This window comes from Tenacibaculum insulae (genome assembly GCF_964512435.1).
GTDB classification, from domain to species: Bacteria; Bacteroidota; Bacteroidia; order Flavobacteriales; family Flavobacteriaceae; genus Polaribacter; species Polaribacter insulae_A.
This window is the reverse complement of the sequence record NZ_OZ208512.1, coordinates 503,336-528,113: the sequence shown is the minus strand read 5'-3', so window position 1 is coordinate 528,113 and position 24,778 is coordinate 503,336. Positions and strand designations below refer to the sequence as shown.

General features: G+C 32.6%; 20 protein-coding genes, 1 tRNA gene and 1 pseudogene. 21 read left to right on the top strand and 1 reads right to left on the bottom strand.

Features of this window, described 5'->3' with window-relative positions; all coding sequences use genetic code 11:
• Positions 1-54: 54 nt before the first annotated feature.
• From tuf to ACN5J5_RS02315, 11 genes are all read left to right on the top strand, one after another.
• Positions 55-1,242, top strand: a complete 1,188-nt coding sequence (gene tuf / locus ACN5J5_RS02365; protein ID WP_303555686.1) for an elongation factor Tu — start codon at positions 55-57, stop codon at positions 1,240-1,242.
• Between the two features lie 64 nt (positions 1,243-1,306).
• Positions 1,307-1,379 (top strand) — tRNA-Trp (locus tag ACN5J5_RS02360).
• 54 nt (positions 1,380-1,433) lie between these two features.
• Positions 1,434-1,625, top strand: coding sequence for a preprotein translocase subunit SecE (secE, locus tag ACN5J5_RS02355; protein WP_418645743.1), 192 nt, complete (start codon positions 1,434-1,436; stop codon positions 1,623-1,625).
• A gap of 2 nt (positions 1,626-1,627) precedes the next feature.
• Positions 1,628-2,176, top strand: a complete 549-nt coding sequence (gene nusG / locus ACN5J5_RS02350) for a transcription termination/antitermination protein NusG (protein ID WP_418645742.1) — start codon at positions 1,628-1,630, stop codon at positions 2,174-2,176.
• Between the two features lie 65 nt (positions 2,177-2,241).
• Positions 2,242-2,679 (top strand): 50S ribosomal protein L11, encoded by a 438-nt coding sequence (gene rplK / locus ACN5J5_RS02345; RefSeq protein ID WP_418645741.1) that lies wholly within the window; start codon positions 2,242-2,244, stop codon positions 2,677-2,679.
• A 20-nt stretch (positions 2,680-2,699) separates the two neighbouring features.
• Entirely contained in the window at positions 2,700-3,389 is a 690-nt protein-coding gene (gene rplA, locus ACN5J5_RS02340; protein ID WP_218773117.1) for a 50S ribosomal protein L1, read from the top strand.
• A 21-nt stretch (positions 3,390-3,410) separates the two neighbouring features.
• Positions 3,411-3,926, top strand: a complete 516-nt coding sequence (rplJ, locus tag ACN5J5_RS02335; protein WP_068704505.1) for a 50S ribosomal protein L10 — start codon at positions 3,411-3,413, stop codon at positions 3,924-3,926.
• A 48-nt stretch (positions 3,927-3,974) separates the two neighbouring features.
• Complete coding sequence (rplL, locus tag ACN5J5_RS02330; RefSeq protein WP_068704503.1) at positions 3,975-4,346, top strand: 50S ribosomal protein L7/L12; 372 nt, start codon at positions 3,975-3,977, stop codon at positions 4,344-4,346.
• Between the two features lie 237 nt (positions 4,347-4,583).
• Positions 4,584-8,396 carry a DNA-directed RNA polymerase subunit beta gene (gene rpoB / locus ACN5J5_RS02325; protein WP_068704501.1) on the top strand — a complete coding sequence of 1,271 codons (3,813 nt, stop codon included), beginning with the start codon at positions 4,584-4,586 and terminating at the stop codon, positions 8,394-8,396.
• Positions 8,397-8,502: 106 nt separating this feature from the next.
• Positions 8,503-12,774, top strand: coding sequence for a DNA-directed RNA polymerase subunit beta' (gene rpoC / locus ACN5J5_RS02320; RefSeq protein ID WP_418645740.1), 4,272 nt, complete (start codon positions 8,503-8,505; stop codon positions 12,772-12,774).
• A gap of 52 nt (positions 12,775-12,826) precedes the next feature.
• Positions 12,827-13,135 (top strand): DUF3467 domain-containing protein, encoded by a 309-nt coding sequence (locus ACN5J5_RS02315; RefSeq protein WP_218773112.1) that lies wholly within the window; start codon positions 12,827-12,829, stop codon positions 13,133-13,135.
• A 55-nt stretch (positions 13,136-13,190) separates the two neighbouring features.
• Here ACN5J5_RS02315 and ACN5J5_RS02310 read toward each other — a convergent pair whose 3' ends face one another.
• A complete protein-coding gene (locus ACN5J5_RS02310; protein ID WP_418645739.1) occupies positions 13,191-13,877 on the bottom strand; it encodes a Crp/Fnr family transcriptional regulator in 687 nt (228 codons plus the stop codon).
• Between the two features lie 103 nt (positions 13,878-13,980).
• Here ACN5J5_RS02310 and ACN5J5_RS02305 point away from each other — a divergent pair, with 103 nt between their 5' ends.
• The 10 genes and pseudogenes from ACN5J5_RS02305 to ccoG all read left to right on the top strand — a co-directional run bounded on the left by ACN5J5_RS02305 (position 13,981) and on the right by ccoG (position 24,764).
• On the top strand, positions 13,981-16,353 hold the full coding sequence (locus ACN5J5_RS02305) for a heavy metal translocating P-type ATPase (protein WP_418645738.1): 2,373 nt from the start codon (positions 13,981-13,983) through the stop codon (positions 16,351-16,353).
• A 6-nt stretch (positions 16,354-16,359) separates the two neighbouring features.
• Positions 16,360-16,692 (top strand): AraC family ligand binding domain-containing protein, encoded by a 333-nt coding sequence (locus tag ACN5J5_RS02300; RefSeq protein ID WP_418645737.1) that lies wholly within the window; start codon positions 16,360-16,362, stop codon positions 16,690-16,692.
• A gap of 4 nt (positions 16,693-16,696) precedes the next feature.
• A complete protein-coding gene (deoC, locus tag ACN5J5_RS02295; RefSeq protein WP_418645736.1) occupies positions 16,697-17,362 on the top strand; it encodes a deoxyribose-phosphate aldolase in 666 nt (221 codons plus the stop codon).
• An 80-nt stretch (positions 17,363-17,442) separates the two neighbouring features.
• Complete coding sequence (gene deoD / locus ACN5J5_RS02290; RefSeq protein WP_418645735.1) at positions 17,443-18,141, top strand: purine-nucleoside phosphorylase; 699 nt, start codon at positions 17,443-17,445, stop codon at positions 18,139-18,141.
• Between the two features lie 12 nt (positions 18,142-18,153).
• On the top strand, positions 18,154-19,518 hold the full coding sequence (gene hemN / locus ACN5J5_RS02285) for an oxygen-independent coproporphyrinogen III oxidase (RefSeq protein ID WP_418645734.1): 1,365 nt from the start codon (positions 18,154-18,156) through the stop codon (positions 19,516-19,518).
• Positions 19,519-19,634: 116 nt separating this feature from the next.
• The gene (gene ccoS, locus ACN5J5_RS02280; protein ID WP_418645733.1) at positions 19,635-19,796 is read left to right on the top strand and encodes a cbb3-type cytochrome oxidase assembly protein CcoS; all 162 of its coding nucleotides are present in this window, start codon (positions 19,635-19,637) and stop codon (positions 19,794-19,796) included.
• Between the two features lie 41 nt (positions 19,797-19,837).
• Positions 19,838-22,040: pseudogene (gene ccoN, locus ACN5J5_RS02275) on the top strand (cytochrome-c oxidase, cbb3-type subunit I).
• Between the two features lie 5 nt (positions 22,041-22,045).
• Positions 22,046-22,213 carry a CcoQ/FixQ family Cbb3-type cytochrome c oxidase assembly chaperone gene (locus ACN5J5_RS02270; protein ID WP_418645732.1) on the top strand — a complete coding sequence of 56 codons (168 nt, stop codon included), beginning with the start codon at positions 22,046-22,048 and terminating at the stop codon, positions 22,211-22,213.
• Positions 22,214-22,224: 11 nt separating this feature from the next.
• Positions 22,225-23,304, top strand: coding sequence for a cbb3-type cytochrome c oxidase N-terminal domain-containing protein (locus ACN5J5_RS02265; RefSeq protein WP_418645731.1), 1,080 nt, complete (start codon positions 22,225-22,227; stop codon positions 23,302-23,304).
• Positions 23,305-23,342: 38 nt separating this feature from the next.
• Positions 23,343-24,764, top strand: a complete 1,422-nt coding sequence (gene ccoG, locus ACN5J5_RS02260; RefSeq protein ID WP_418645730.1) for a cytochrome c oxidase accessory protein CcoG — start codon at positions 23,343-23,345, stop codon at positions 24,762-24,764.
• Positions 24,765-24,778: the final 14 nt, after the last annotated feature.

Sequence of the window (24,778 nt, the reverse complement as noted above, 5' to 3'; positions counted from 1 at the left end):
AAAGAATTTAAAGTAACACTAAATATATTTAACTAAGAATTAAAATTAATAATCATGGCAAAAGAAACTTACGATCGTTCGAAGCCCCACTTAAATGTTGGTACTATTGGTCACGTAGATCACGGTAAAACTACTTTAACTGCTGCAATTACAAAAGTATTAGCAGATGCAGGATTTTCTGAACAAAGAGCTTTTGATCAAATCGATAATGCTCCAGAAGAAAAAGAAAGAGGTATAACAATTAACTCTTCTCACGTAGAGTATGCAACAGCAAACCGTCACTACGCGCACGTTGACTGTCCAGGTCACGCCGATTACGTAAAGAACATGGTAACTGGTGCTGCACAAATGGATGGAGCTATTTTAGTAGTAGCTGCAACTGATGGACCAATGCCACAAACTCGTGAGCACATTTTATTAGGTCGTCAGGTAGGTATTCCGCGTATTGTTGTTTTCTTAAACAAAGTGGATATGGTAGATGATGAGGAGTTACTAGAGTTAGTAGAGATGGAAGTTAGAGATTTATTATCTTTCTATGAGTATGATGGAGATAATGGACCTGTAGTAGCTGGATCTGCTTTAGGAGCTTTAAATGGAGAAGAGAAATGGGTAAATACAGTTTTAGAATTAATGGAAGCTGTTGATACTTGGATTGAAGAGCCACCAAGAGAAACTGAAAAAGATTTCTTAATGCCAATTGAAGATGTATTCTCAATTACTGGTCGTGGTACTGTTGCTACTGGTCGTATTGAAACAGGAATCATCAACTCTGGAGATGCTGTAGAAATTATTGGTATGGGAACTGAGAAGTTAACTTCTACAGTAACTGGTATCGAAATGTTCCGTCAAATCTTAGATAGAGGTGAGGCTGGAGATAATGCTGGTATCTTATTAAGAGGTATTGCAAAAGAAGATATTAAAAGAGGAATGGTAATTGTTAAGCCAGGATCTGTAACACCACACGCTAAATTTAAAGCTGAGGTTTATGTCTTAAAGAAAGAAGAAGGTGGACGTCACACTCCATTCCATAATAACTATCGTCCACAGTTTTATGTACGTACAACTGATGTAACAGGTACTATTAACTTACCTGATGGAGTAGAGATGGTTATGCCTGGAGATAACTTAACTATTACAGTTGATTTAATTCAGCCAATTGCATTAAACTTAGGTTTACAGTTTGCTATCCGTGAAGGAGGTAGAACAGTAGGTGCAGGACAGGTAACTGAAATTTTAGACTAATTTATTAGTTTATACTATATAAAAAAGGAGTCTCTTTAATGAGAGACTCCTTTTAAAATGAAATACGGGTTTAGCTCAGTTGGTAGAGCACTGGTCTCCAAAACCAGGTGTCGGGGGTTCGAGTCCCTCAATCCGTGCAAAACTAAAGCGAGTTGCGATATTAAATCACAGCTCGTTAAAAGGATAAAAACATGAATAACTTTATACAATACATAAAAGGTTCTTTTGAAGAATTAAATACAAACATGACATGGGCATCTCGTGAAGAGGCTCAAAAGTCAACTGTAGTTGTTGCAGCTTTTACGATTATTTTCGCTTTAGCAGTAGCAGGAATAGATAAAGTTTTTCAAACAGGATTAGATAATTTCTTTAAAATGTTTTAATGATGGCTGATTCAGTAATGAAATGGTATGTAGTTAGAGCAGTAGGTGGTCAAGAAAATAAAGTGAAAACTTATATTGAGACTGAAATAGCTCGTTTTGGGTTATCTGATTATGTAAATCAAGTTATCGTTCCTACTGAAAAAGTAATTCAAGTAAGAAACGGAAAGAAAGTTAACAGAGAAAGAGTTTACTTTCCTGGTTATGTAATGGTAGAAGCTAATTTAGCAGGTGAAGTTCCTCACGTAATTAAATCGGTAACAGGTGTTATTGGTTTTTTAGGTGAAACTAAAGGAGGAGAACCAGTACCAATGCGTAAATCAGAAGTAAACAGAATGTTAGGTAAAGTTGATGAACTTTCTGTAAGCGATGATAATATTGCAATTCCTTACAATGTTGGAGAAACAGTTAAGGTAATTGATGGACCATTTAACGGTTTTGACGGTGCAGTTGAAAACGTAAATGAAGAAAAGCGTAAATTAGAAGTAATGGTTAAGATTTTTGGAAGAAAAACACCATTAGAATTAAATTATACGCAAGTAGAGAAAATATAATAGTTACACCTATATTTAGGCATGTTTAAAGCTTCCATTTTAAACGTGTCGTTAAATCTTAAACAATGGCAAAAGAAGTAAGTAAATTAGTTAAACTACAAGTAAGGGGAGGTGCTGCGAATCCGTCGCCACCAGTTGGACCCGCTTTAGGTGCTGCCGGTGTTAATATCATGGAATTCTGTAAGCAGTTCAATGCTCGTACACAGGATAAACAAGGTAAAGTATTACCTGTTGTGATTACCGTTTATACAGACAAATCATTTGAGTTTGTTGTAAAAACACCACCAGCTGCAGTACAATTATTAGAAGCGGCCAAAATTAAGAAGGGTTCAGGAGAACCAAATAGGAAAAAAGTAGCAAGTGTTTCTTGGGATCAAATTCGAGGAATTGCAGAAGACAAAATGGTAGATATGAATGCCTTTAAAGTCGAATCTGCAATGAAGATGATTGCTGGAACTGCTCGTTCTATGGGATTAACAGTAACAGGTGATGCACCTGCTTAAACTTTAAAAGAAATTTAGAAATGGCAATTACTAGAAAGCAAAAAGAAGCTCGTTCTAAAGTAGATAGCTCTAAAGTTTATAGCTTAAAAGATGCATCAGCTTTAGTTAAAGAAATTACAACTGTAAAATTTGACGCTTCAGTTGATTTAGCGGTACGTTTAGGAGTAGATCCTCGTAAAGCAAATCAAATGGTACGTGGAGTTGTAACTTTACCACACGGAACAGGTAAAGATGTAAAAGTGTTAGCATTAGTTACTCCAGATAAAGAAGCAGAAGCAAAAGAAGCGGGTGCTGATTATGTAGGATTAGATGAATACCTTCAGAAAATTAAAGGAGGTTGGACAGATGTTGATGTAATTATTACTATGCCAAGTGTTATGGGTAAATTAGGTCCTTTAGGTCGTGTTTTAGGACCAAGAGGTTTAATGCCTAACCCAAAAACAGGTACAGTAACTATGAACGTTGCAAAAGCAGTACAAGAAGTAAAAGCTGGTAAAATTGACTTTAAAGTTGATAAAACTGGTATCGTACATGCTGCAATCGGAAAAGTATCATTTGATGCTCAGAAGATTCAAGAAAATGCAAACGAGTTATTACAAACGTTAATTAAATTAAAGCCAACAGCGGCTAAAGGAGACTATATTAAGAGTATTTTTATGTCTTCAACTATGAGTCCTAGTGTTGCTGTAGATGAAAAATCTGTATCATAAGGCAGTTAAAACTTTTTAATTATGACAAGAGAAGACAAATCACAAGTAATACAAGATTTAACAGCAAGATTAGCAGATACAAGCATCATTTACTTAGCAGATATTTCTGCTTTAGATGCAACTACTACATCAAATTTACGTAGAGCTTGTTTCAAAGCAAATGTAGAATTAGCTGTTGTAAAAAATACATTACTTTCTAAAGCAATGGAAGCTTCTGATAAAGATTTCGGAGACTTACAAGGAGTTTTAAAAGGTAATACATCAATGATGATTGCAGAGGTAGCAAATGCACCTGCAAAAGTTATTAAAGAGTTCAGAAAAAAATCAGACAAACCTTTATTAAAAGGAGCTTTTGTTGAAGAGTCGGTTTATGTTGGAGATGACCAATTAGACGCTCTAGTTAACATCAAGTCTAAAGAAGAACTTATCGGAGATATTATCTCATTATTACAATCGCCTGCTAAGAATGTTGTTTCAGCATTACAATCAGGAGGTAGTAAATTATCAGGTATCTTAAAAACGTTATCAGATAAATAATTACGCGCACTAATAAACTAAATAATAAAATTTCAAAAAACAATTAAAATGGCAGATTTAAAAGATTTCGCAGAACAATTAGTTAACTTAACAGTAAAAGAAGTTAATGAATTAGCTGATATTTTAAAAGATGAGTATGGTATTGAGCCAGCAGCAGCAGCAGTAGCAGTAGCAGGTCCAGCAGCAGGAGGAGAAGCAGCAGAAGAAAAAACTGAATTTGATGTTATCTTAAAAGCAGCAGGAGGTTCTAAATTAGCAGTTGTAAAATTAGTTAAAGAATTAACTGGATTAGGATTAAAAGATGCTAAAGCAATCGTTGATAGTGCACCAGCACCAATCAAAGAAGGTGTAACTAAAGATGAGGCAGAAGGTCTTAAAAAATCTTTAGAAGAAGCAGGAGCTGAAGTAGAGCTTAAGTAAGCTATACTCCCGATTTAAAACGGGATAAAACAATTAAGGTTTAGGTACTAGGGATACATATCTCTAGTCCTAAACCATTTTGTGTATATATTCGTTCTTTATTTTATTACAGTTTTTAAAATTGTAATAACACGACTATAAAGCGCTGATTTTAAGTCAGCAAAGCAATTAAAATTGCATTATTGAAACGAAAAAGTTTCAAAAAATAATATTTTTAATTTAAAAATAGCATCTCTTTTGGCAACGATAAACACTACTGAAAGAATTAACTTCGCATCATCGCAATTAGGTACCGATTATCCAGACTTTCTAGATATTCAGGTAAAGTCATTCCAAGACTTTTTCCAATTGCAAACTAAGGCAGATGAGCGAGGTGAAGAAGGTTTGTACAAAACTTTCATGGATAACTTTCCGATTACAGATACACGTAATCAATTTGTATTAGAATTTTTAGACTACTTTGTAGATCCACCAAGGTACAGCATTCAAGAATGTATTGAAAGAGGATTAACACATAGTGTACCTTTAAAAGCAAGATTAAAGCTTTATTGTACAGATCCTGAACACGAAGATTTCGAAACTATTGTTCAAGACGTATATTTAGGTACTATACCATATATGACCAACTCAGGAACTTTCATTATTAATGGAGCAGAAAGAGTTGTAGTTTCTCAGTTACACCGTTCACCAGGTGTTTTCTTTGGACAATCTTTCCACGCAAATGGAACCAAGTTATACTCTGCAAGAGTAATTCCTTTTAAAGGATCTTGGATAGAATTTGCAACTGATATCAATCAAGTAATGTATGCTTATATTGATAGAAAGAAAAAATTACCAGTAACTACGTTATTCAGAGCCATAGGTTTTGAAAGAGATAAAGATATATTAGAAATTTTTGATTTAGCAGAAGAAGTAAAAGTTTCTAAAGCTGGATTAAAAAAAGTATTAGGGCGTAAACTAGCGGCTAGAGTTTTAAAAACTTGGCATGAAGATTTCGTTGATGAAGATACTGGGGAAGTAGTATCTATTGAGCGTAACGAAATAGTTTTTGATCGTGATACAATCATAGAAAAAGAACATATTGATGAAATAATTGATGCAGGAGCTAAAACTATCTTATTACATAAGGTAGATAATGACATGGCAGATTATGCAATCATTCACAATACATTACAAAAAGATCCTACCAATTCTGAAAAAGAAGCAGTAGAACATGTTTATAGACAATTACGTAATGCTGAACCGCCAGATGAGGAAACTGCAAGAGGAATTATTGAAAAATTATTCTTCTCAGAGCAGCGCTACAGCTTAGGTGAAGTAGGGCGTTTTAGAATGAATACTAAACTTGGTCTTAATGAAGATATAGACCAAAAAGTATTAACGAAAACAGATATTATTACGATTATCAAATACTTAATCGAGTTAATTAATTCGAAAGCAGAAGTAGATGATATCGATCACTTATCTAACCGTCGTGTTAGAACAGTAGGTGAGCAATTAGCAGGACAATTTGGTGTTGGTTTAGCTCGTATGGCGCGTACAATTCGTGAAAGAATGAATGTACGTGATAACGAAGTATTTACTCCGATTGATTTAATTAATGCGAAGACCTTATCTTCAGTTATTAACTCATTCTTTGGTACCAACCAATTATCTCAATTTATGGATCAAACCAATCCATTAGCTGAGATTACACACAAACGTCGTTTATCCGCTTTAGGACCTGGAGGTTTATCTAGAGAAAGAGCAGGATTTGAGGTGCGTGATGTTCACTATACTCACTATGGAAGATTATGTCCTATTGAAACTCCTGAGGGACCGAATATTGGATTAATTTCTTCTTTATCAGTATTTGCCAAAGTAAATAACTTAGGATTTATCGAAACTCCTTATGTAAAAGTTACAGAAGGAAACGTAGATGCTAAAAAAGAACACATTTATTTAAGTGCAGAGGAAGAAGAAGGAATGAAATTTGCACAATCTAATTTAGAGGTTGATGCAGATGGAAGCTTTGTTGGCGAAAAATTAATTTCACGTGAAGGTGGGGATTTCCCAGTAGTAACACCAACTGAAATTGATTATATGGATGTTGCTCCTAACCAGATTGCATCGATATCAGCATCGTTAATTCCTTTCTTAGAACATGATGATGCCAACCGTGCATTAATGGGATCGAACATGATGCGTCAAGCAGTTCCATTATTACGTCCAGAGTCTCCAATTGTAGGTACAGGTTTAGAACGTAGAGTAGCAAAAGACTCTCGTATTTTAATCAATGCTGAAGGAGCTGGTGTTGTTGAGTATGTTGATGCGAATAAAATTAAAATTAAGTATGATAGAACAGAAGAAGAACGTTTAGTAAGTTTTGATTCAGATGATATTTCATACAACTTAATTAAGTTTAGAAAAACCAATCAAGGTACAAACATCAACCTTAAACCAATTGTAAAAGTTGGCGATAGAGTTGAAGAAGGTCAAGTACTTTGTGAAGGTTATGCAACACAAAAAGGAGAATTAGCTTTGGGTAGAAATATGAAAGTAGCCTTTATGCCTTGGAAAGGGTATAACTTTGAGGATGCAATTGTAATTTCTGAAAAAGTTGTTCGTGAAGATATCTTTACTTCTATACATATCGATGAATATTCATTAGATGTTCGTGATACAAAATTAGGAGCAGAAGAATTAACAAACGATATTCCAAATGTTTCTGAAGAGGCTACTAAAGACTTAGATGAAAACGGAATGATTCGTATTGGAGCAGAAGTAAATCCTGGTGATATCCTAATTGGTAAAATTACACCAAAAGGAGAATCTGATCCAACTCCAGAAGAAAAGTTATTACGTGCCATTTTTGGTGATAAAGCAGGTGATGTTAAAGACGCATCATTAAAAGCTTCTCCATCATTAAGAGGTGTGGTAATTAATAAAAAATTATTCAAACGTGCTTTAAAAGATAAAACAAAGCGTGCTCGTGATAAAGAAGCAATCGCTGCGTTAGAAGCATCTTATGTATCTAAATTCGAAGGATTAAAAGATATATTAATTGAAAAATTATTCAATTTAATTACAGGAAAAACTTCTCAAGGAGTATTTAATGATTTAGGTGAAGAAGTATTACCAAAAGGTAAGAAATTCACTCAAAAAATGTTAAACTCAGTAGGTGATTTTACACACTTACACGGAACTTGGACTACCGATAAAGACTTAAATAGATTAGTTGTAGAATTAGTACACAACTATAAAATTAAAGTAAACGATTTACAAGGATCGTTACGTCGTGAAAAGTTTACAATTTCTGTAGGTGATGAATTACCAGCTGGAATCTTAAAACTTGCTAAAATTTATGTTGCTAAAAAACGTAAATTAAAAGTAGGTGATAAGATGGCAGGACGTCACGGAAATAAAGGTATTGTTGCACGTATTGTACGTCAAGAAGATATGCCTTTCTTAGAAGACGGAACACCTGTAGATATCGTATTAAATCCATTAGGGGTACCATCTCGTATGAATATTGGTCAGATTTATGAAACTGTTCTTGGATGGGCAGGTCAAAAATTAGATCAAAAATATGCAACACCAATTTTTGATGGAGCAAACATTAACGAGATTAATGCCTTAACAGATGAAGCAGGAATTCCACGTTACGGACATACCTATTTATATGATGGAGGTACAGGAAAACGTTTTGATCAGCCAGCAACGGTAGGTATAATTTATATGATTAAGTTAGGTCACATGATTGAAGATAAAATGCACGCGCGTTCTATTGGACCTTATTCATTAATTACACAACAGCCATTAGGAGGTAAAGCTCAGTTTGGAGGTCAGCGTTTTGGAGAGATGGAAGTTTGGGCACTTGAAGCATATGGTGCATCAAGTATCTTAAGAGAAATCTTAACTGTAAAATCTGATGATGTATTAGGAAGAGCCAAAACTTACGAAGCAATCGTAAAAGGTGAAACTATGCCAGAACCTGGTTTACCAGAATCATTTAATGTATTAATGCACGAACTGAAAGGTTTAGGATTAGACGTTAAATTAGAGGAATAATAAACAGTGAAATATCAGTAGATAATTTAAAAGTTATCTACTGATAAATCATTTTAAATATACGTCTCATTAGAGGCAAATTTTTAATTCGAATCCATTACTTATTATGGCAAGAAAGAACGAAAAATACACTGTTAAAAAGTTTAACAAAATTTCAATTGGTTTAGCATCACCAGAGTCTATTTTAGAGGCATCAAGAGGTGAAGTTTTAAAGCCAGAAACTATTAATTACCGTACACATAAACCAGAAAGAGATGGTTTATTTTGTGAGCGTATTTTTGGTCCTGTAAAGGATTATGAATGTGCGTGTGGTAAATACAAACGAATCCGTTATAAAGGAATTATTTGTGATCGATGTGGTGTTGAAGTTACTGAGAAAAAAGTACGTAGAGACAGAGTAGGTCACATTAATTTAGTAGTACCAGTAGCTCATATTTGGTATTTTAGATCGTTACCTAACAAAATGGGATACCTTTTAGGGTTACCATCTAAAAAGTTAGATATGATTATTTACTACGAACGTTACGTAGTAATTCAGCCAGGTATTGCTAAAACTGCAGAAGGAGAACCATTACAAAAAATGGATTTCTTAACTGAAGAAGAATACTTAGATATTGCTGACGAACTACCACAAGATAACCAATATTTAGACGATTCTGACCCGAACAAGTTTATTGCTAAAATGGGAGCAGAGTGTTTAATTGATTTATTAGAAAGAATTGATTTAGATTCTTTATCTTTTGAATTACGTCACAAAGCAAATACAGAAACTTCTAAACAACGTAAAAACGAAGCATTAAAGCGTTTAAATGTTGTGGAAGCTTTTAGAGATTCTCAAAAAAATAGAGAAAACAATCCAGAATGGATGATTATGAAGGCGGTACCAGTTATACCACCAGAATTACGTCCGTTAGTACCATTAGATGGTGGTCGTTTTGCTACTTCAGATTTAAATGATTTATATCGTCGTGTAATTATCCGTAACAATCGTTTAAAGCGATTAATGGAAATTAAAGCACCTGAAGTTATTTTACGTAACGAAAAGCGTATGTTACAAGAATCAGTAGATTCATTATTTGATAACACACGTAAATCATCAGCAGTAAAAACAGAATCTAACCGTCCGTTAAAATCATTATCTGATAGTTTAAAAGGTAAACAAGGTCGTTTCCGTCAAAACTTATTAGGTAAGCGTGTTGATTATTCTGCACGTTCGGTAATTGTTGTTGGACCAGAGTTAAAATTATCTGAATGTGGATTGCCAAAAGATATGGCAGCAGAATTATACAAACCTTTCGTAATCCGTAAGTTGATTGAAAGAGGTATTGTTAAGACTGTAAAATCTGCAAAGAAAATTATAGACAGAAAAGAACCAGTTGTTTGGGATATTTTAGAAAACGTAATTAAAGGACATCCAGTTTTATTAAACCGTGCCCCTACGTTACACCGTTTAGGTATTCAAGCATTTCAACCAAAATTAATTGAAGGAAAAGCAATTAGATTACATCCACTTGCTTGTTCTGCCTTTAATGCCGATTTTGATGGAGATCAAATGGCGGTTCACTTACCATTAGGACCAGAAGCTATTTTAGAAGCACAGCTTTTAATGTTAGGTTCTCATAATATCTTAAACCCTGCAAATGGAGCACCGATTACGGTACCATCTCAGGATATGGTATTAGGTCTTTACTATATGACAAAAGAAAGAAAGTCAACCCCAGAAGTGCCTATTAAAGGTGAAGGATTAACTTTCTATTCTCCAGAAGAGGTAATTATTGCCTTAAATGAAGAAAGAGTAGACTTAAATGCAGGTATTAAAGTTCGTACACACGATGTTGAAGACGGGCAAGCAGTTACTAAAATTATAGCAACAACAGTTGGTAGAGTTTTATTTAACGAAAAAGTACCTAAAGCTGCAGGTTATATTAATGAGGTTTTAACTAAAAAATCATTAAGAGGAATTATTGGTGGAATTTTAAAAGTTACTGATATTCCTTCTGTAGGAAGTTTCTTAGATGAAATTAAAAATATGGGATATAGATATGCCTTTGAAGGAGGTTTATCATTCTCATTAGGAGATATCATTATTCCAGAAGAAAAACACACCATGATTGCTGAAGCTAATAAAGAAGTTGATGCAATTGTAGGAAACTACAACATGGGTATGTTAACACAAAAAGAACGTTATAACCAAGTAATTGATGTTTGGGGATCTACAAATAATAGATTAACAGAATTATCTATGAAACGTTTACGTGAAGACCAACAAGGATTTAACTCAGTATTTATGATGTTAGATTCTGGAGCACGTGGATCGAAAGAACAGATTCGTCAGTTAACAGGTATGCGTGGATTAATGGCAAAACCTAAAAAATCAACTGCAGGTGGTGGAGAAATTATTGAGAATCCAATTCTTTCTAACTTTAAGGAAGGATTATCAATTCTTGAATACTTTATCTCAACACACGGTGCTCGTAAAGGATTAGCCGATACCGCATTAAAAACAGCCGATGCAGGTTATTTAACACGTCGTTTAGTAGATGTATCTCAAGATGTAATTGTAAACGAAGTAGATTGTGGTACTTTAAGAGGATTAGAGGTTTCTCCATTAAAGAAAAACGACGAAATTGTTGAATCTTTAAGTGATCGTATTTCTGGTCGTACTTCATTACATAATGTATATGTACCAAATACTGATGATCTTTTAGTAGCTTCAGGAGAGTTAATTACAAATAGTTTAGCTGATGCAATTCAAGCAGCAGGTATTGATAAAGTTGAAGTTCGTTCAGCATTAACATGTGAATCTCAAAGAGGTATTTGCGAAAAATGTTACGGTCAATCATTATCAACAGGTAAAAAAGTTCAAAGAGGTGAAGCAGTTGGTGTAATTGCAGCACAATCTATTGGAGAGCCTGGTACACAGTTAACATTACGTACATTCCACGTTGGTGGGGTTGCAGGAAACATTTCTGAAGAGAATAAGTTAATTGCAAAATTTGATGGTAAAGTTAAGATTGAAGATTTACGTACTGTAGTAGGTAAAGATAGCGACGGTAAAGAAGTTGAAATCGTTATTTCACGTACAGCGGAAATCAAAATTATTGACAAGAAAACTGATATTGTATTAAGTACTAATATTATTCCTTACGGTTCAATTATCTTTAATAAAGATATGAAAACGATTAAAAAAGGAGATGCAGTATGTCAATGGGATCCATTTAACGGAGTTATCGTATCAGAATTCGGTGGTAAAGTTAAGTTTGACAATTTAGAGCAGGGTATTAATTATACTGTTGAAATTGATGAGCAAACAGGTTTCCAAGAAAAAGTAATGATCGATTCTAAAAACAAAAAAATCATTGCTTCATTAATTATTGAAGATGCTGATGGTAACGCTTTACGTTCGTATAGTTTGCCAGTAGGAGCTCACTTAATGGTTAGTGATGGTGATAAAGTTGAATCAGGACATACTTTAGTTAAAATTCCTCGTAAATCTGGTAAAGCAGGTGATATTACAGGAGGTTTACCACGTGTAACAGAATTATTTGAAGCACGTAACCCATCTAATCCAGCAGTAATTGCACAGATTGATGGTGTGGTATCTTTTGGTAAAATTAAGCGTGGTAATCGTGAAATTATTATTGAATCTAAAACAGGAGAAATTACTAAATATTTAGTAAAATTATCAAACCAGATTTTAGTTCAAGAAAACGATTTTATTAAAGCAGGTATGCCATTATCTGACGGAGCAACTACTCCGATAGATATTTTAAATATCAAAGGACCTTCAGCGGTACAAGAATACTTAGTAAACGAAATTCAAGAAGTTTATCGTTTACAAGGTGTAAAAATTAACGATAAGCACTTCGAGGTAGTAGTACGTCAAATGATGCGTAAAGTTAGAATTATTGATTCAGGAGATACATTATTCTTAGAGAATCAATTAATTCATAAAAATGACTTTATCAAAGACAATGATGCTATTTACGGAATGAAAGTTGTTGAAGACGCAGGAGATTCTGAAAACTTACAACCAGGACAAATTGTTTCAGCTCGTCAATTAAGAGATGAAAACTCAATTTTACGTAGAGCAGATAAAAATTTAGTAGCCGCTCGTGATGCTAAGCCAGCAACAGCTGAACAAGTATTACAAGGTATTACAAGAGCTTCGTTACAAACGAAATCATTTATATCAGCAGCGTCATTCCAGGAAACGACTAAAGTATTAAATGAAGCCGCAGTAAACGGTAAAATTGATACCTTAGAAGGATTAAAAGAAAATGTAATTGTTGGTAAACGTATACCAGCAGGTACAGGAATGAGATCTTACGATAACCAAATCGTAGGGCCTAGAGATGAAATGGAAAAAAGTTTATAATTTTTAATATGAAGGCCTCTAAATTTTAGAGGCCTTTTTTTTTAATTTTATTATGGAAGAAAATAAAGACCCACAATTAAATATTGAATTAGATCAAGATGTTGCAGAAGGTACTTATAGTAACTTAGCAATTATTAATCATTCAGTATCAGAATTTATTGTTGATTTTATTAACATTATGCCAGGTGTACCAAAGGCAAAAGTAAAATCGAGAATTATTTTAACACCACAACATGCTAAAAGATTAACTAAAGCATTAGCTGAAAATGTTCGAAAATTTGAACAAGCGCACGGTGAAATTAAAGATTACGAGCAAGTACCAATTCCGATGAATTTTGGAGGCACCACAGGTGAAGCTTAAAAATAAAAAAAAACGTCTACTAAAGACGTTTTTTTTATTTTATAAAATATTGGATTTAAAATCCAGTAGAGATATCTTTTAAAGCTTGAGAATTAAGAATAAAAACTTCTTTTCCTTTTAAATCGATTATTTTTTTCTTTTTAAATTCAGATAATAAACGAATTGCCGATTCGGTAGCAGTACCAATAATATTAGCAATATCTTCGCGAGATAAATGAATATCTAACGCGCCATTTTCGTTTTTAGCAAACTTACTTTCAAGACCTAACAAAGTAGCTGCTAAACGCTGTTTAACAGTTTTTTGAGCCATATCAACAATAAAATTATCAGCAGTTTTTAAAGAAGTTGCCATACTTTTAAGAATATCCATCGTAAATTTTGGATTGTTTTCTAAATCTCTAACAATTTCTTCTTTAGGGATAAAACAAACGTGCATTTCATTTACAGCAATAGCTTTTAAATTAGAACTTTCATCATTTATTAAACTACGCTCACCAAGTATATCACCTTTTCTTACTAAGTTAACAATTTGATCTCTACCATTATCACTCATTTTAGACACCTTACAAATACCATCTTTAATACAAAAAACACCATTTATATGTTCGCCTTCTTCAAATAAAACTTCTCCTTTTTTTACTATCTTAGATGTTTTACAACCAGCAATTCTAACCAATTCATCTTTTGTGAGTGATTTTAAAGAATTAAATTGACGAATAATACATTGTTCACATTTACTCATGGCAGCGTTTGGTTAGTGGAGTTCAAAGATAATAAAAACGTGATAAATATCATGTTTTAATAAGCGTTCATATAAGATATTTGTGATAGGCAAAAGAGTAAATATGGAAAACACACTATGTTTTCATTGTGGTAACGAATGTGATACCAAAAACATTACTATAAAAGAGAAATTTTTTTGTTGTAATGGTTGTAAAACAGTTTTTGAAATTTTTTCAGAAAATGATTTAACTTGTTACTACGATTTTCAAAACAATCCAGGAGCAATACCAAAAGAAATTCAAGGGAAATACGATTTTCTTGATAACACAACTATCGTTGATAAATTGTTAGAATTTAACGACGGTAACATGCAAGTTATAAACCTATATATACCACATATACATTGTAGTTCGTGTATTTGGGTGTTAGAGAATTTATATAAACTGCAAAAAAACATTAGTTCCTCACAAGTTAATTTTCCTAAAAAAACAGTACGAATTACCTTTAATGCTGATCTTATTTCGTTAAAAGAAATAGTGTTATTATTAAGCTCAATAGGTTACGAACCTTATATTAGTTTAGAAGATTATGAGGTTGGTAAAAAGAAAGTAGATCGTAGTTTAATTTATAAATTAGGAATTGCAGGTTTTGCTTTTGGTAACGTTATGTTTTTGTCATTTCCTGAATATTTTGAAGTTTCAGAATTTTGGTTAGAACAGTACAAAGGAATTTTTCGTTGGTTAATGTTTGTGTTTTCATTACCAGTAGTTTTTTATGCTGCGCAGGATTATTTTACATCCGCATATAAAGGATTGCGATCTAGAATTTTAAATATTGATGTTCCTATTGCATTAGGAATTTTGGTGTTATTTATAAGAAGTTCTGCTGAAATTATTTTTGATCTCGGAACCGGATTTTTCGATTCGTTAACTGGCTTGGTTTTCTTTTTGTTATTGGGAAAGTTTTTTCAGCAAAAAACTTATAATTTCTTGTCTTTTGAACGCGATTATAAATCGTATTTTCCAATAGCGGTTACTAAAATAACATCCGAAGGAAAAGAAGAAAATGTACAGATTTATGATATCGAAAAAGGCGATCGGTTATTAATTAGAAATCAAGAACTAATACCTGTTGATGGAATTTTAATTAATGGAAAAGCAAAAATAGATTATAGTTTTGTTACGGGAGAAGCGGTTCCGGTATCAAAAAAATCGGGAGATAAATTATTTGCAGGTGGTAAACAATTATCTGGAGTTATAGAAATGGAAGTTTTAACGTCAGTTTCGCAAAGTTATTTAACTCAATTATGGAGTAATGATGTGTTTAAAAAAGATAAAAACTCTTCTTTTAAAACTTTAACTGATAAAATTAGTCAACATTTTACCATCACTATTTTAGTAATAGCCTTTATTGCAACTGCTTTTTGGTTGTATTTTGATGCAAACAAAGCCTTAAATGTATTTACAGCGGTATTAATTATTGCGTGCCCGTGTGCCATTGCCTTAGCGGCTCCGTTTACTTTAGGAAATATGCTGCGTATTTTAGGAAAAAAGAAATTTTACCTAAAAAACGCTACTGTGCTAGAACAATTGGCTGCAATTGATACTGTAATTTTTGATAAAACCGGAACTTTAACAACGAGTAAAGAAAACCAAATAAATTACGAGGGAAGCAACTTATCATCCGAAGAAAAGTCAATTTTAAAAAGTTCTTTAAGAGCATCTAATCACCCGTTAAGCAGAATGTTATATGGCTCTTTAAATGAAGAGATGGTTTTGGTTAACGATTTTAAAGAACATACAGGAAAAGGCATTGAAGCTAAACATGAGCAAACAAAAATAAAAGTAGGGTCATCATCTTTTGTTAAAAATGTAAGTGAACAAGTTAATTTAGATACTTCGGTACATGTAAGTATTAACGATGAATATAAAGGAAAATACGTATTTAAAAATGCTTACCGAAACGGAGTAGAAAAATTGTTTTCTACATTAAAATCAACTTATAATTTAGCGGTTGTTTCTGGAGATAATGAAGGAGAAAAAAAATATTTAGAAAAATTATTACCAAAAAACACCTCATTTTTATTCAATCAAAAGCCAGAAGATAAACTGGTGTATGTAGAAAAATTACAAGCTAAAAATGAAAATGTAATTATGATTGGTGATGGTTTAAATGATGCAGGCGCTTTGGCACAAAGTAATGTAGGTATTGCCTTGTCAGAAAATATAAATGTGTTTTCGCCAGCTTGCGATGCTATTTTAGAAGCATCAAAATTTAATCAAATAGCAAGTTATATTAAAGCATCAAAAAAAGCAATTAAAATAATTAAATATAGTTTTATACTGTCTTTATGTTATAATTTAATTGGACTGTATTTTGCAACAACAGGTCAGTTAAAACCAGTAATAGCGGCAATTTTAATGCCTTTAAGTTCTATTAGTATCGTAATATTTACCACAGTTGCAACAAATTTATTAGGAAAAAAAATAAAATAAAAAATTATGAAAGTAGCCTCGTTTTTAGAAGATATAAAATTTAGCGAACACAAACCAGCAGTGTCTTTATTATTAGATACTGATTTTTCGAAAGAAATACGTATTGTGTTTAAAAAAGGACAAGTAATGGAAGATCACCAAGCTCCGTTTGCAATTATTGTTCAGGTTATAAAAGGATGTATTGATTTTGGATTAGAAGATGAAAAACAATTGCTAAAAGAAGGAGATTTAATTTCATTAAAACCACAAATAGTACATAATTTAATAGCTGTTGAAGAAAGTATTGTTCGATTAACATTATCGAAATCAGATACTTTAAAAAGAGTAAAAAGCGTTTAAAAAGATGGAAATAAATAAATATATAGATCATACATTATTAAAAGCTACCGCAACAAAAAATGAAATAGTAAAACTGTGTAACGAAGCAAAACAATATCATTTTTATGCAGTTTGCGTTAACGGTAGTTATGTTGAGTTGGCAAAACAAGAATTACAAAATACCAATGTACATATAGCGGCTGTAATTGGTTTTCCGTTAGGCGCAATGACTACTGAAGCAAAAGTTTTTGAAGCTGAAAATTGTATTGAAAAAGGAGCATCAGAAATTGATATGGTTATCAATGTAGGTAAATTATTAGACGGCGAAAATGATTATGTAGAAAACGAAATTCGTTTGATAAAAAAAGCAATTGGTAATAACGTACTAAAAGTAATTTTTGAAAACTGTTATTTATCCGAAGCACAAATAAAAACGGCCTCACAATTAGCTGTAAATGCAGGTGCCGATTTTGTAAAAACTTCTACAGGTTTCGGTACAGGCGGAGCAACTTTTGAGGATGTTCAGTTAATGAAAAACATTGTAAAAGAAAACGCGCAAATAAAAGCAGCTGGCGGAGTTAGAGATAAAGAAACTGCCGAAAAATATATTAAAATGGGTGTAACTCGTTTGGGAACATCTTCAGGTGTTTCGTTAGTAACAAAAGGTGTTTCAGATAAAAATAAATATTAATTTTAGACTTTCGTTAATTTGATTTTATAAATTATTTACTACTGAAATAAATAAGAAATAACGTATTAAAAAGATAAAAAATGAGTGTACATATAGGAGCCAAAAAAGGAGAAATAGCAGAAACAGTTTTATTACCAGGAGATCCGATGCGTGCAAAATGGATTGCCGAAACTTTTTTAGAAAACCCGATTTGTTATAATGATGTTCGAGGAATGTTAGGATTTACAGGAACTTATCAAGGAAAAAAAATATCGGTACAAGGAACAGGAATGGGAATTCCATCAACCTTAATTTATACTCATGAATTGATAAACGAATACGGTGTTAAAAATTTAATACGAGTAGGTTCTGCTGGTTCTTATCAAAAAGAAGTTGAAATTAGAGACATTGTTATTGCCATGTCAGCATCTACCAATTCAGGATTAAATACCATCCGTTTTAACGGAGCCGATTTTGCACCTACCGCAAGTTTTAAACTGTTTAAAAAAGCACTTGAAATTGCTGATAGAAAAAATATTCCGTTAAAAGCAGGAAACATTTTAAGTTCAGATGAATTTTATGCCGATGAGTTTGAAAGTTATAAAAAATGGGCAAATTATGGGGTTTTATGTGTAGAAATGGAAACAAACGGATTGTACACTGTTGCGGCAAAACACAAAGTAAATGCCTTGTCAATTTTAACTATTTCTGATAGTTTGGTTACGGGAGAACGTACCACATCTGATGAAAGAGAACAAACCTTTAAAGAAATGATTGAAATTGCTTTAGAATTAGCTTAAAATAGAAAGAAAATGAAAAATTCACTCATACAAAAATATAATATTCCAGGGCCAAGATATACGAGTTATCCAACGGTTCCGTATTGGGAAAACGAAACATTTAGTAAAGAAAAATGGCTAAAAACCTTTAAAGAATCCTTTATAGAAAGTAATTCTACTGAAGGTATTAGTGTGTATATACATTTACCTTTTTGCGAAAGTTTATGTACATTTTGTGCCTGTCATAAACATATTACAAAAAGACACGAAGTAGAAGAAGATTATATTGATACGGTTTTAAAAGAGTGGAATTTATATACCAATTTGGTTGATGAAACGCCAATTATAAAAGAGATTCATTTAGGTGGCGGTACTCCAACTTTTTTTTCGAAAGAACAACTTAAAAAGTTAATTGACGGATTGTTTATCAACGCAAAAAAGCATGAAAATCATGAATTTAGTTTTGAAGGACATCCAAATAACACGACTAAAGAGCAGTTGCAAACGTTGTTTGATGTAGGTTTTACCCGTGTAAGTTATGGTGTACAAGATTACAATCATAAAGTACAAGTTGCAATTCATAGAGTACAGCCTTTTGAAAATGTAGAAAGAGCAACACGTTGGGCAAGAGAAATAGGATATACTTCTATCAGTCACGATTTAATTTTCGGATTGCCTTTTCAAACCAAAGAAAATGTAATTCATACTATTAATAAAACCAAAGAGTTACAACCCGATAGAATTTCATTTTACAGTTATGCACACGTTCCGTGGGTAAAAGGAGTAGGCCAACGCGGATTTAATGAGCAAGATTTACCTAAAAACGAAGAGAAAAGAGAACTGTACGAAATAGGTAAAGAATTATTTGCAGAATTAGGTTATGTAGAAATAGGAATGGATCATTTTGCGTTAAAAACAGATACATTATATAAAGCCACTCAAGAAAAAACATTGCATCGTAATTTTATGGGCTATACCGCCAATAAAACACAATTAATGATTGGTTTGGGAATGTCGGCAATATCCGATTCTTGGTACGGATTTGCACAAAATGTAAAAACAGTAAAAGAGTATCAAAAAATAGTAGGCGAAGGAGAAATTCCGGTTTTTAGAGGGCATATTTTATCCGAAGAAGATTTAATTATCCGAAAGCATATTTTAAATATTATGTGCCATTTTTCCACTTCGTGGGATGCTGCGCATTTACAAGTAGAAGATATAGCGATTCATTTAGATAAGTTACAAGAAATGGAAGCAGACGGGTTACTTACCATAAAAGGTAAAACGTTAACTGTTCCAGAAAACGCAAGACCTTATGTACGAAATATTTGTATGGCTTTTGATAAACGTTTGCACAAAAATAAACCAGAAACAAAATTGTTTTCAATGACTATATAATTCAAAAAAAATATTTAACTTTAAACATTTGTTAAAAAAAAACACAAAATATGACATATGTCATGTTTTAAAAAAACGAGTGAAACTAAATTTGTATTCGTATTATCAGGCAAGATATGAGCGTTATTTACTTACTACTTACACTAAGCATTTTAGTGGCATTAATTTTTTTTATAGCATTTATCGTTTCGGTAAAAAATGGTCAGTACGATGATTCGTACACGCCATCTGTTCGTATGCTTTTTGATGACGAATTAGTAAAAGAAAAAAAATCATAAATAAAACTAACTAACTATAAATTATTAAATTCAACTAAATTATGGAAATGCAACAATTTTATTACGATAATAAAATCGTAAAAAAATTCATTTACGCCACACTACTTTGGGGAATCGTAGGTTTCTCGGTAGGTTTATTATTGGCATTAATGTTTTTATTCCCAAATATTACAGACGGAATTTCGTGGTTAAGTTTTGGTCGTTTACGTCCGTTACACACCAATGCCGTAATTTTTGCTTTTGTAGGAAACGCAATTTATGCAGGAGTTTATTACTCGTTACAGCGATTACTAAAAGCACGTATGGCGAGTGATTTTTTAAGTAATTTTAATTTTTGGGGATGGCAATTAATTATTGTTGCAGCCGCAATTACACTTCCTTTAGGATATACTAGTTCTAAAGAATATGCTGAGTTAGAATGGCCTATTGATATTGCAATTGCATTAGTTTGGGTTGCTTTTGGAGCCAATATGATTTGGACAATTCTTCAAAGAAGACAACGTCACTTATATGTAGCAATTTGGTTTTATTTAGGAACTTTTGTAACCGTTGCAGTATTACATATTTTTAATAGTTTAGCATTGCCAGTAGGTTTCTTAAAGTCATATTCTGTTTATGCAGGTGTGCAAGATGCCTTAGTACAATGGTGGTATGGGCATAACGCCGTAGCATTTTTCTTAACAACTCCGTTTTTAGGATTAATGTATTATTTCGTGCCAAAGGCAGCAAATCGTCCTGTATATTCATATCGATTGTCAATTGTGCATTTCTGGTCGTTAATTTTTATTTACATCTGGGCAGGACCACACCATTTATTATATACAGCATTACCAACTTGGGCGCAAAATTTAGGAGTAGCATTTTCAATTATGTTATTAGCTCCGTCTTGGGGTGGTATGATAAACGGACTTTTAACACTTCGTGGAGCTTGGGATAAAGTTCGTACCGATCCTGTTTTAAAATTTATGGTTGTTGCAATTACAGGTTATGGTATGGCAACTTTTGAAGGGGCCAATGTTATCCTTAAAAAATGTAAATGCAATTGCTCACTTTAGTGATTGGATTATTGCTCACGTACATGTTGGAGCATTAGCTTGGAACGGTTTTTTTACCTTCGGGATGATTTATTGGATGGTACCAAAATTATTTAGAACAAAATTATATTCTACAGCGTTAGCAAATTTCCATTTTTGGATAGGTACATTAGGTATCATCATGTATGCATTACCAATGTATGTTGCAGGTTTTGTACAAGCATCAATGTGGAAACAATTTAATCCAGACGGAACCTTAGCTTACGGTAACTTTTTAGAAACAGTAAACGAAATTATACCAATGTATTGGATGCGTGCCATAGGTGGTAGTATGTTTATTGTAGGGGCATTTGTAATGTTGTATAACATGATAAGAACTGTAAAAGCAGGTAGCGATGTTACCGATGATTTAGCAGAAGCAGCACCATTAACAAAAGTTTCTAAACATAGAACAAAAGGAGAAGGTTGGCATACTTGGTTAGAAAGAAAACCAATAAAATTAACAATTTACGCAACTGTAGCAATTTTAATAGGTGGTGTAATTCAAATTGTACCAACATTGTTAGTAAAATCTAACATCCCAACAATATCAAGCGTAAAACCATATTCTCCTTTAGAATTAGAAGGACGAGATATTTATATTAGAGAAGGATGTGTTGGATGTCACTCGCAAATGGTACGACCATTTAGAAGTGAGGTAGAGCGCTATGGAGAATACTCTAAAGCAGGAGAGTTTGTGTACGATCATCCATTTTTATGGGGATCTAAACGTACAGGGCCAGATTTACACAGAGTTGGAAGTAAGTATTCTGATAGTTGGCACTTAAACCATATGTATGATCCGCAAAGTACCTCACCAGGTTCTATAATGCCGGCATATCAATGGTTAATAAAAAGCAGGTTAGATAAAAGCAGTACTGAAAGTAAAATGAGAACGATGGTAACTTTAGGAGTTCCTTATTCTGATGAAGAGATTGAAAATGCACAAGCGAACATGGATGCGCAAGGAGCTAAAATTCAAGAAAACTTACATCAAGATCCTGATTTTGCTAAAAGTTATGCATCAGACAAAAAATATGCTGAAGATAACGGGCAAGAGTTTATAGAAATGAAAGATAGAGAAATCGTAGCGTTAATTTCTTACCTACAAAGATTAGGTACAGATATTAAAGTAAAAGATGTTCAAAAACAATTAAGTGCTAAAAACTAAAACTCATGTTAAAATTCGTAAAAAATCACATGGAGAGTATCACAGGTATAGAAATATATCCGATGATTTCATTAACAATATTCTTTACCTTTTTTATGATCTTATTTTGGTGGGTGTTTACAGCCAAAAAAGAATATATAAATAAGGTAAGTAATTTACCTTTAAACGATTAAAATAAGTTATTATGAAAAAATATATTCAATCAATAGTATCTTTTCTTTTTGTTTTTTCAATGCCATTTATTTTAGCAGCGGCATTTAAAGCATATCAAGAGCCTTTTAATTTTTTAGAAAATCCAATAGTTTGGTATATAACTATCGGTTTTGGTTTAGTAGTGTTTTTAAAAGAAGCATTATCAAATACTGTTGTACATAAGGCAAATGAGTTAATGCCTAAAAATTATACAAGAGTTCAATCTGTAATATCATTTTTGTTTACGTTTTTAACACCATTTGCATTGGCAAAAGCAATTAGTTCGTATGCAAATCCGTATAGTTTTTTAGAAAATCCAATAGTATGGATTGGTATTATAGCTTTTGGCTTGGTAATTATAGCAAAAGAAGTGCTTACCATTACTGGAGTTAAAAAGGTTGAAGAAGCTGAAATGGCAAAAGCAGGAATAAATCCTGATGAAATAGATCAATGGGCTTGGGCTAGAAAGTTAATTAAAAAGTGGACAGACACTAAAGCAATTGAACAGGAAGAAGAAATTATTTTAGATCATAATTATGACGGAATTAAAGAATTAGATAATAATTTACCGCCATGGTGGGTGTATATGTTTTACGCAACAATAATTTTTGCAGTAGTATATTTAGTACGATTTGAAGTTTTAGATGGAGATACTCAAGAAATGGAGTATGCACAATCTGTAGCATTAGCAAAAAAAGAATTAGCAGCATATAAATCAACCTCAAAAGTAGCAATTATAGATGCAGAAACGGTAACCGTTTTAACATCTGAAAGCGATTTAAAAAGAGGTAAAGCAGTGTATAACTTAAACTGTGCCGCCTGTCATATTGGTGATGGTGGTGGTGGTATTGGACCAAATTTAACCGATAAACATTGGATTTTAGGCGGCGGTATTAAAAACGTATTTACAACCATTACAAATGGTGGTAGAGATGGTAAAGGTATGGTAGCTTGGGGAAAAACATTAAAACCAAAAGACGTACAAAAAGTGGCAAGTTATATTTTGTCTTTGCAAGGTACTACACCTGCAAATCCTAAGCCAGCTGAAGGAGAATTGTATAGCGGAGAATAGTTTTATAAATTATAAAAAATAGTTTTTAATAGTTAATAATGGAAACACCCAAGAACGAACAATTTAGAGACAGTATTGGTACTATCAATGAAGAAGGTAAGCGTGCTTGGGTGTATCCTAAAAAACCGAGTGGAAGATTTTATAAATACAGATCTTACGTTAGTTATTTTTTACTATTATTTTTAATCTCTGCACCATTTATAAAAATTGATGGGAATCAGTTTTTACTTTTCAATGTTTTAGAACGTAAATTTAATATTTTCGGATTCCCGTTTTGGCCGCAAGACTTTCATTTATTGGTCGTTTCAATGATTGTTGGTGTAGTGTTTATTATTTTATTTACAGTTGTTTTTGGACGTATTTTCTGCGGATGGATTTGTCCGCAAACAATATTTCTAGAAATGGTTTTTAGAAAAATAGAATATTGGATTGATGGTGATCGTGGAAAACAAATGCGTTTAGATAAACAACCATGGAATGCCGAAAAAATAAAGAAGAGATTATTAAAATGGTTTGTATTTTTTATCATATCATTTTTTATAGCAAATATATTTTTAGCTTACCTAATTGGCGGAGATACCGTTATAGAATACATAACAGGAAATCCGTTTGATAATACAAGTACCTTAATTTCGTTATTAATTTTTACAGCCGTTTTCTATTTTATTTTTGCTTGGTTTAGAGAACAAGTATGTATTATAGCTTGCCCTTATGGTAGGTTGCAAGGTGTATTGTTAGATAATAAAACGATTAACGTTGCCTATGATCACGTACGTGGAGAAGGAGAAAAAGGAAGAGCTAAATTCAATAAAAAAGAAGATAGAGCAACAAGTGGTAAAGGAGATTGTATTGATTGTTTTCAATGCGTAAATGTATGTCCTACTGGAATTGATATTCGTAATGGAACACAATTAGAGTGTGTAAATTGTACTGCCTGTATTGATGAATGTGATCATATGATGGAAAACGTTGGTTTACCAAAAGGATTAATTCGTTTTGCAAGTGAAGAAAATATTGAAAAGAAAACACCTTTTCAATTTACGGCCAGAATGAAAGGATATACTGCTGTTTTAGGAATTTTAATAGCTGTTTTAATAGGAATGTTGTTTTTAAGAAACGATGTAGAAGCAACAATATTAAGGTTGCCAGGGCAATTATATCAGCATAAAGAAAACGATATAATTAGTAATATTTACACCTATAAAGTAATAAACAAAACAACTAAGCAGATTGATGATGTAAGCTATAAATTGCTATCTCATAAAGGAAAAATAAAAACGGTAACACGTAATAATTTTGAAGTACCAAAGCAAGGATTAGCAGAAGGAACATTGTTTATAGAAATGCATCAATCTGAAATGGAAGACGAAAAAGTAAGCTTGCGAATAGGTGTTTATAGTGGCGATAAATTAATAGAAACCACTAAAACAAACTTTTTAGGACCACGAAGTTATCGATAATTTTGTTACTTATA

What these genes read in the sequence shown, in the direction of transcription:
- tuf (WP_303555686.1), top strand. Translation starts at nt 55, where the DNA reads ATGGCAAAAGAAACTTACGATCGTTCGAAGCCCCACTTAAATGTTGGT.
- secE (WP_418645743.1), top strand. Translation starts at nt 1,434, where the DNA reads ATGAATAACTTTATACAATACATAAAAGGTTCTTTTGAAGAATTAAAT.
- nusG (WP_418645742.1), top strand. Translation starts at nt 1,628, where the DNA reads ATGGCTGATTCAGTAATGAAATGGTATGTAGTTAGAGCAGTAGGTGGT.
- rplK (WP_418645741.1), top strand. Translation starts at nt 2,242, where the DNA reads ATGGCAAAAGAAGTAAGTAAATTAGTTAAACTACAAGTAAGGGGAGGT.
- rplA (WP_218773117.1), top strand. Translation starts at nt 2,700, where the DNA reads ATGGCAATTACTAGAAAGCAAAAAGAAGCTCGTTCTAAAGTAGATAGC.
- rplJ (WP_068704505.1), top strand. Translation starts at nt 3,411, where the DNA reads ATGACAAGAGAAGACAAATCACAAGTAATACAAGATTTAACAGCAAGA.
- rplL (WP_068704503.1), top strand. Translation starts at nt 3,975, where the DNA reads ATGGCAGATTTAAAAGATTTCGCAGAACAATTAGTTAACTTAACAGTA.
- rpoC (WP_418645740.1), top strand. Translation starts at nt 8,503, where the DNA reads ATGGCAAGAAAGAACGAAAAATACACTGTTAAAAAGTTTAACAAAATT.
- ACN5J5_RS02315 (WP_218773112.1), top strand. Translation starts at nt 12,827, where the DNA reads ATGGAAGAAAATAAAGACCCACAATTAAATATTGAATTAGATCAAGAT.
- ACN5J5_RS02310 (WP_418645739.1), bottom strand. Translation starts at nt 13,877, where the DNA reads ATGAGTAAATGTGAACAATGTATTATTCGTCAATTTAATTCTTTAAAA.
- ACN5J5_RS02305 (WP_418645738.1), top strand. Translation starts at nt 13,981, where the DNA reads ATGGAAAACACACTATGTTTTCATTGTGGTAACGAATGTGATACCAAA.
- ACN5J5_RS02300 (WP_418645737.1), top strand. Translation starts at nt 16,360, where the DNA reads ATGAAAGTAGCCTCGTTTTTAGAAGATATAAAATTTAGCGAACACAAA.
- deoC (WP_418645736.1), top strand. Translation starts at nt 16,697, where the DNA reads ATGGAAATAAATAAATATATAGATCATACATTATTAAAAGCTACCGCA.
- deoD (WP_418645735.1), top strand. Translation starts at nt 17,443, where the DNA reads ATGAGTGTACATATAGGAGCCAAAAAAGGAGAAATAGCAGAAACAGTT.
- hemN (WP_418645734.1), top strand. Translation starts at nt 18,154, where the DNA reads ATGAAAAATTCACTCATACAAAAATATAATATTCCAGGGCCAAGATAT.
- ccoS (WP_418645733.1), top strand. Translation starts at nt 19,635, where the DNA reads ATGAGCGTTATTTACTTACTACTTACACTAAGCATTTTAGTGGCATTA.
- ACN5J5_RS02270 (WP_418645732.1), top strand. Translation starts at nt 22,046, where the DNA reads ATGTTAAAATTCGTAAAAAATCACATGGAGAGTATCACAGGTATAGAA.
- ACN5J5_RS02265 (WP_418645731.1), top strand. Translation starts at nt 22,225, where the DNA reads ATGAAAAAATATATTCAATCAATAGTATCTTTTCTTTTTGTTTTTTCA.
- ccoG (WP_418645730.1), top strand. Translation starts at nt 23,343, where the DNA reads ATGGAAACACCCAAGAACGAACAATTTAGAGACAGTATTGGTACTATC.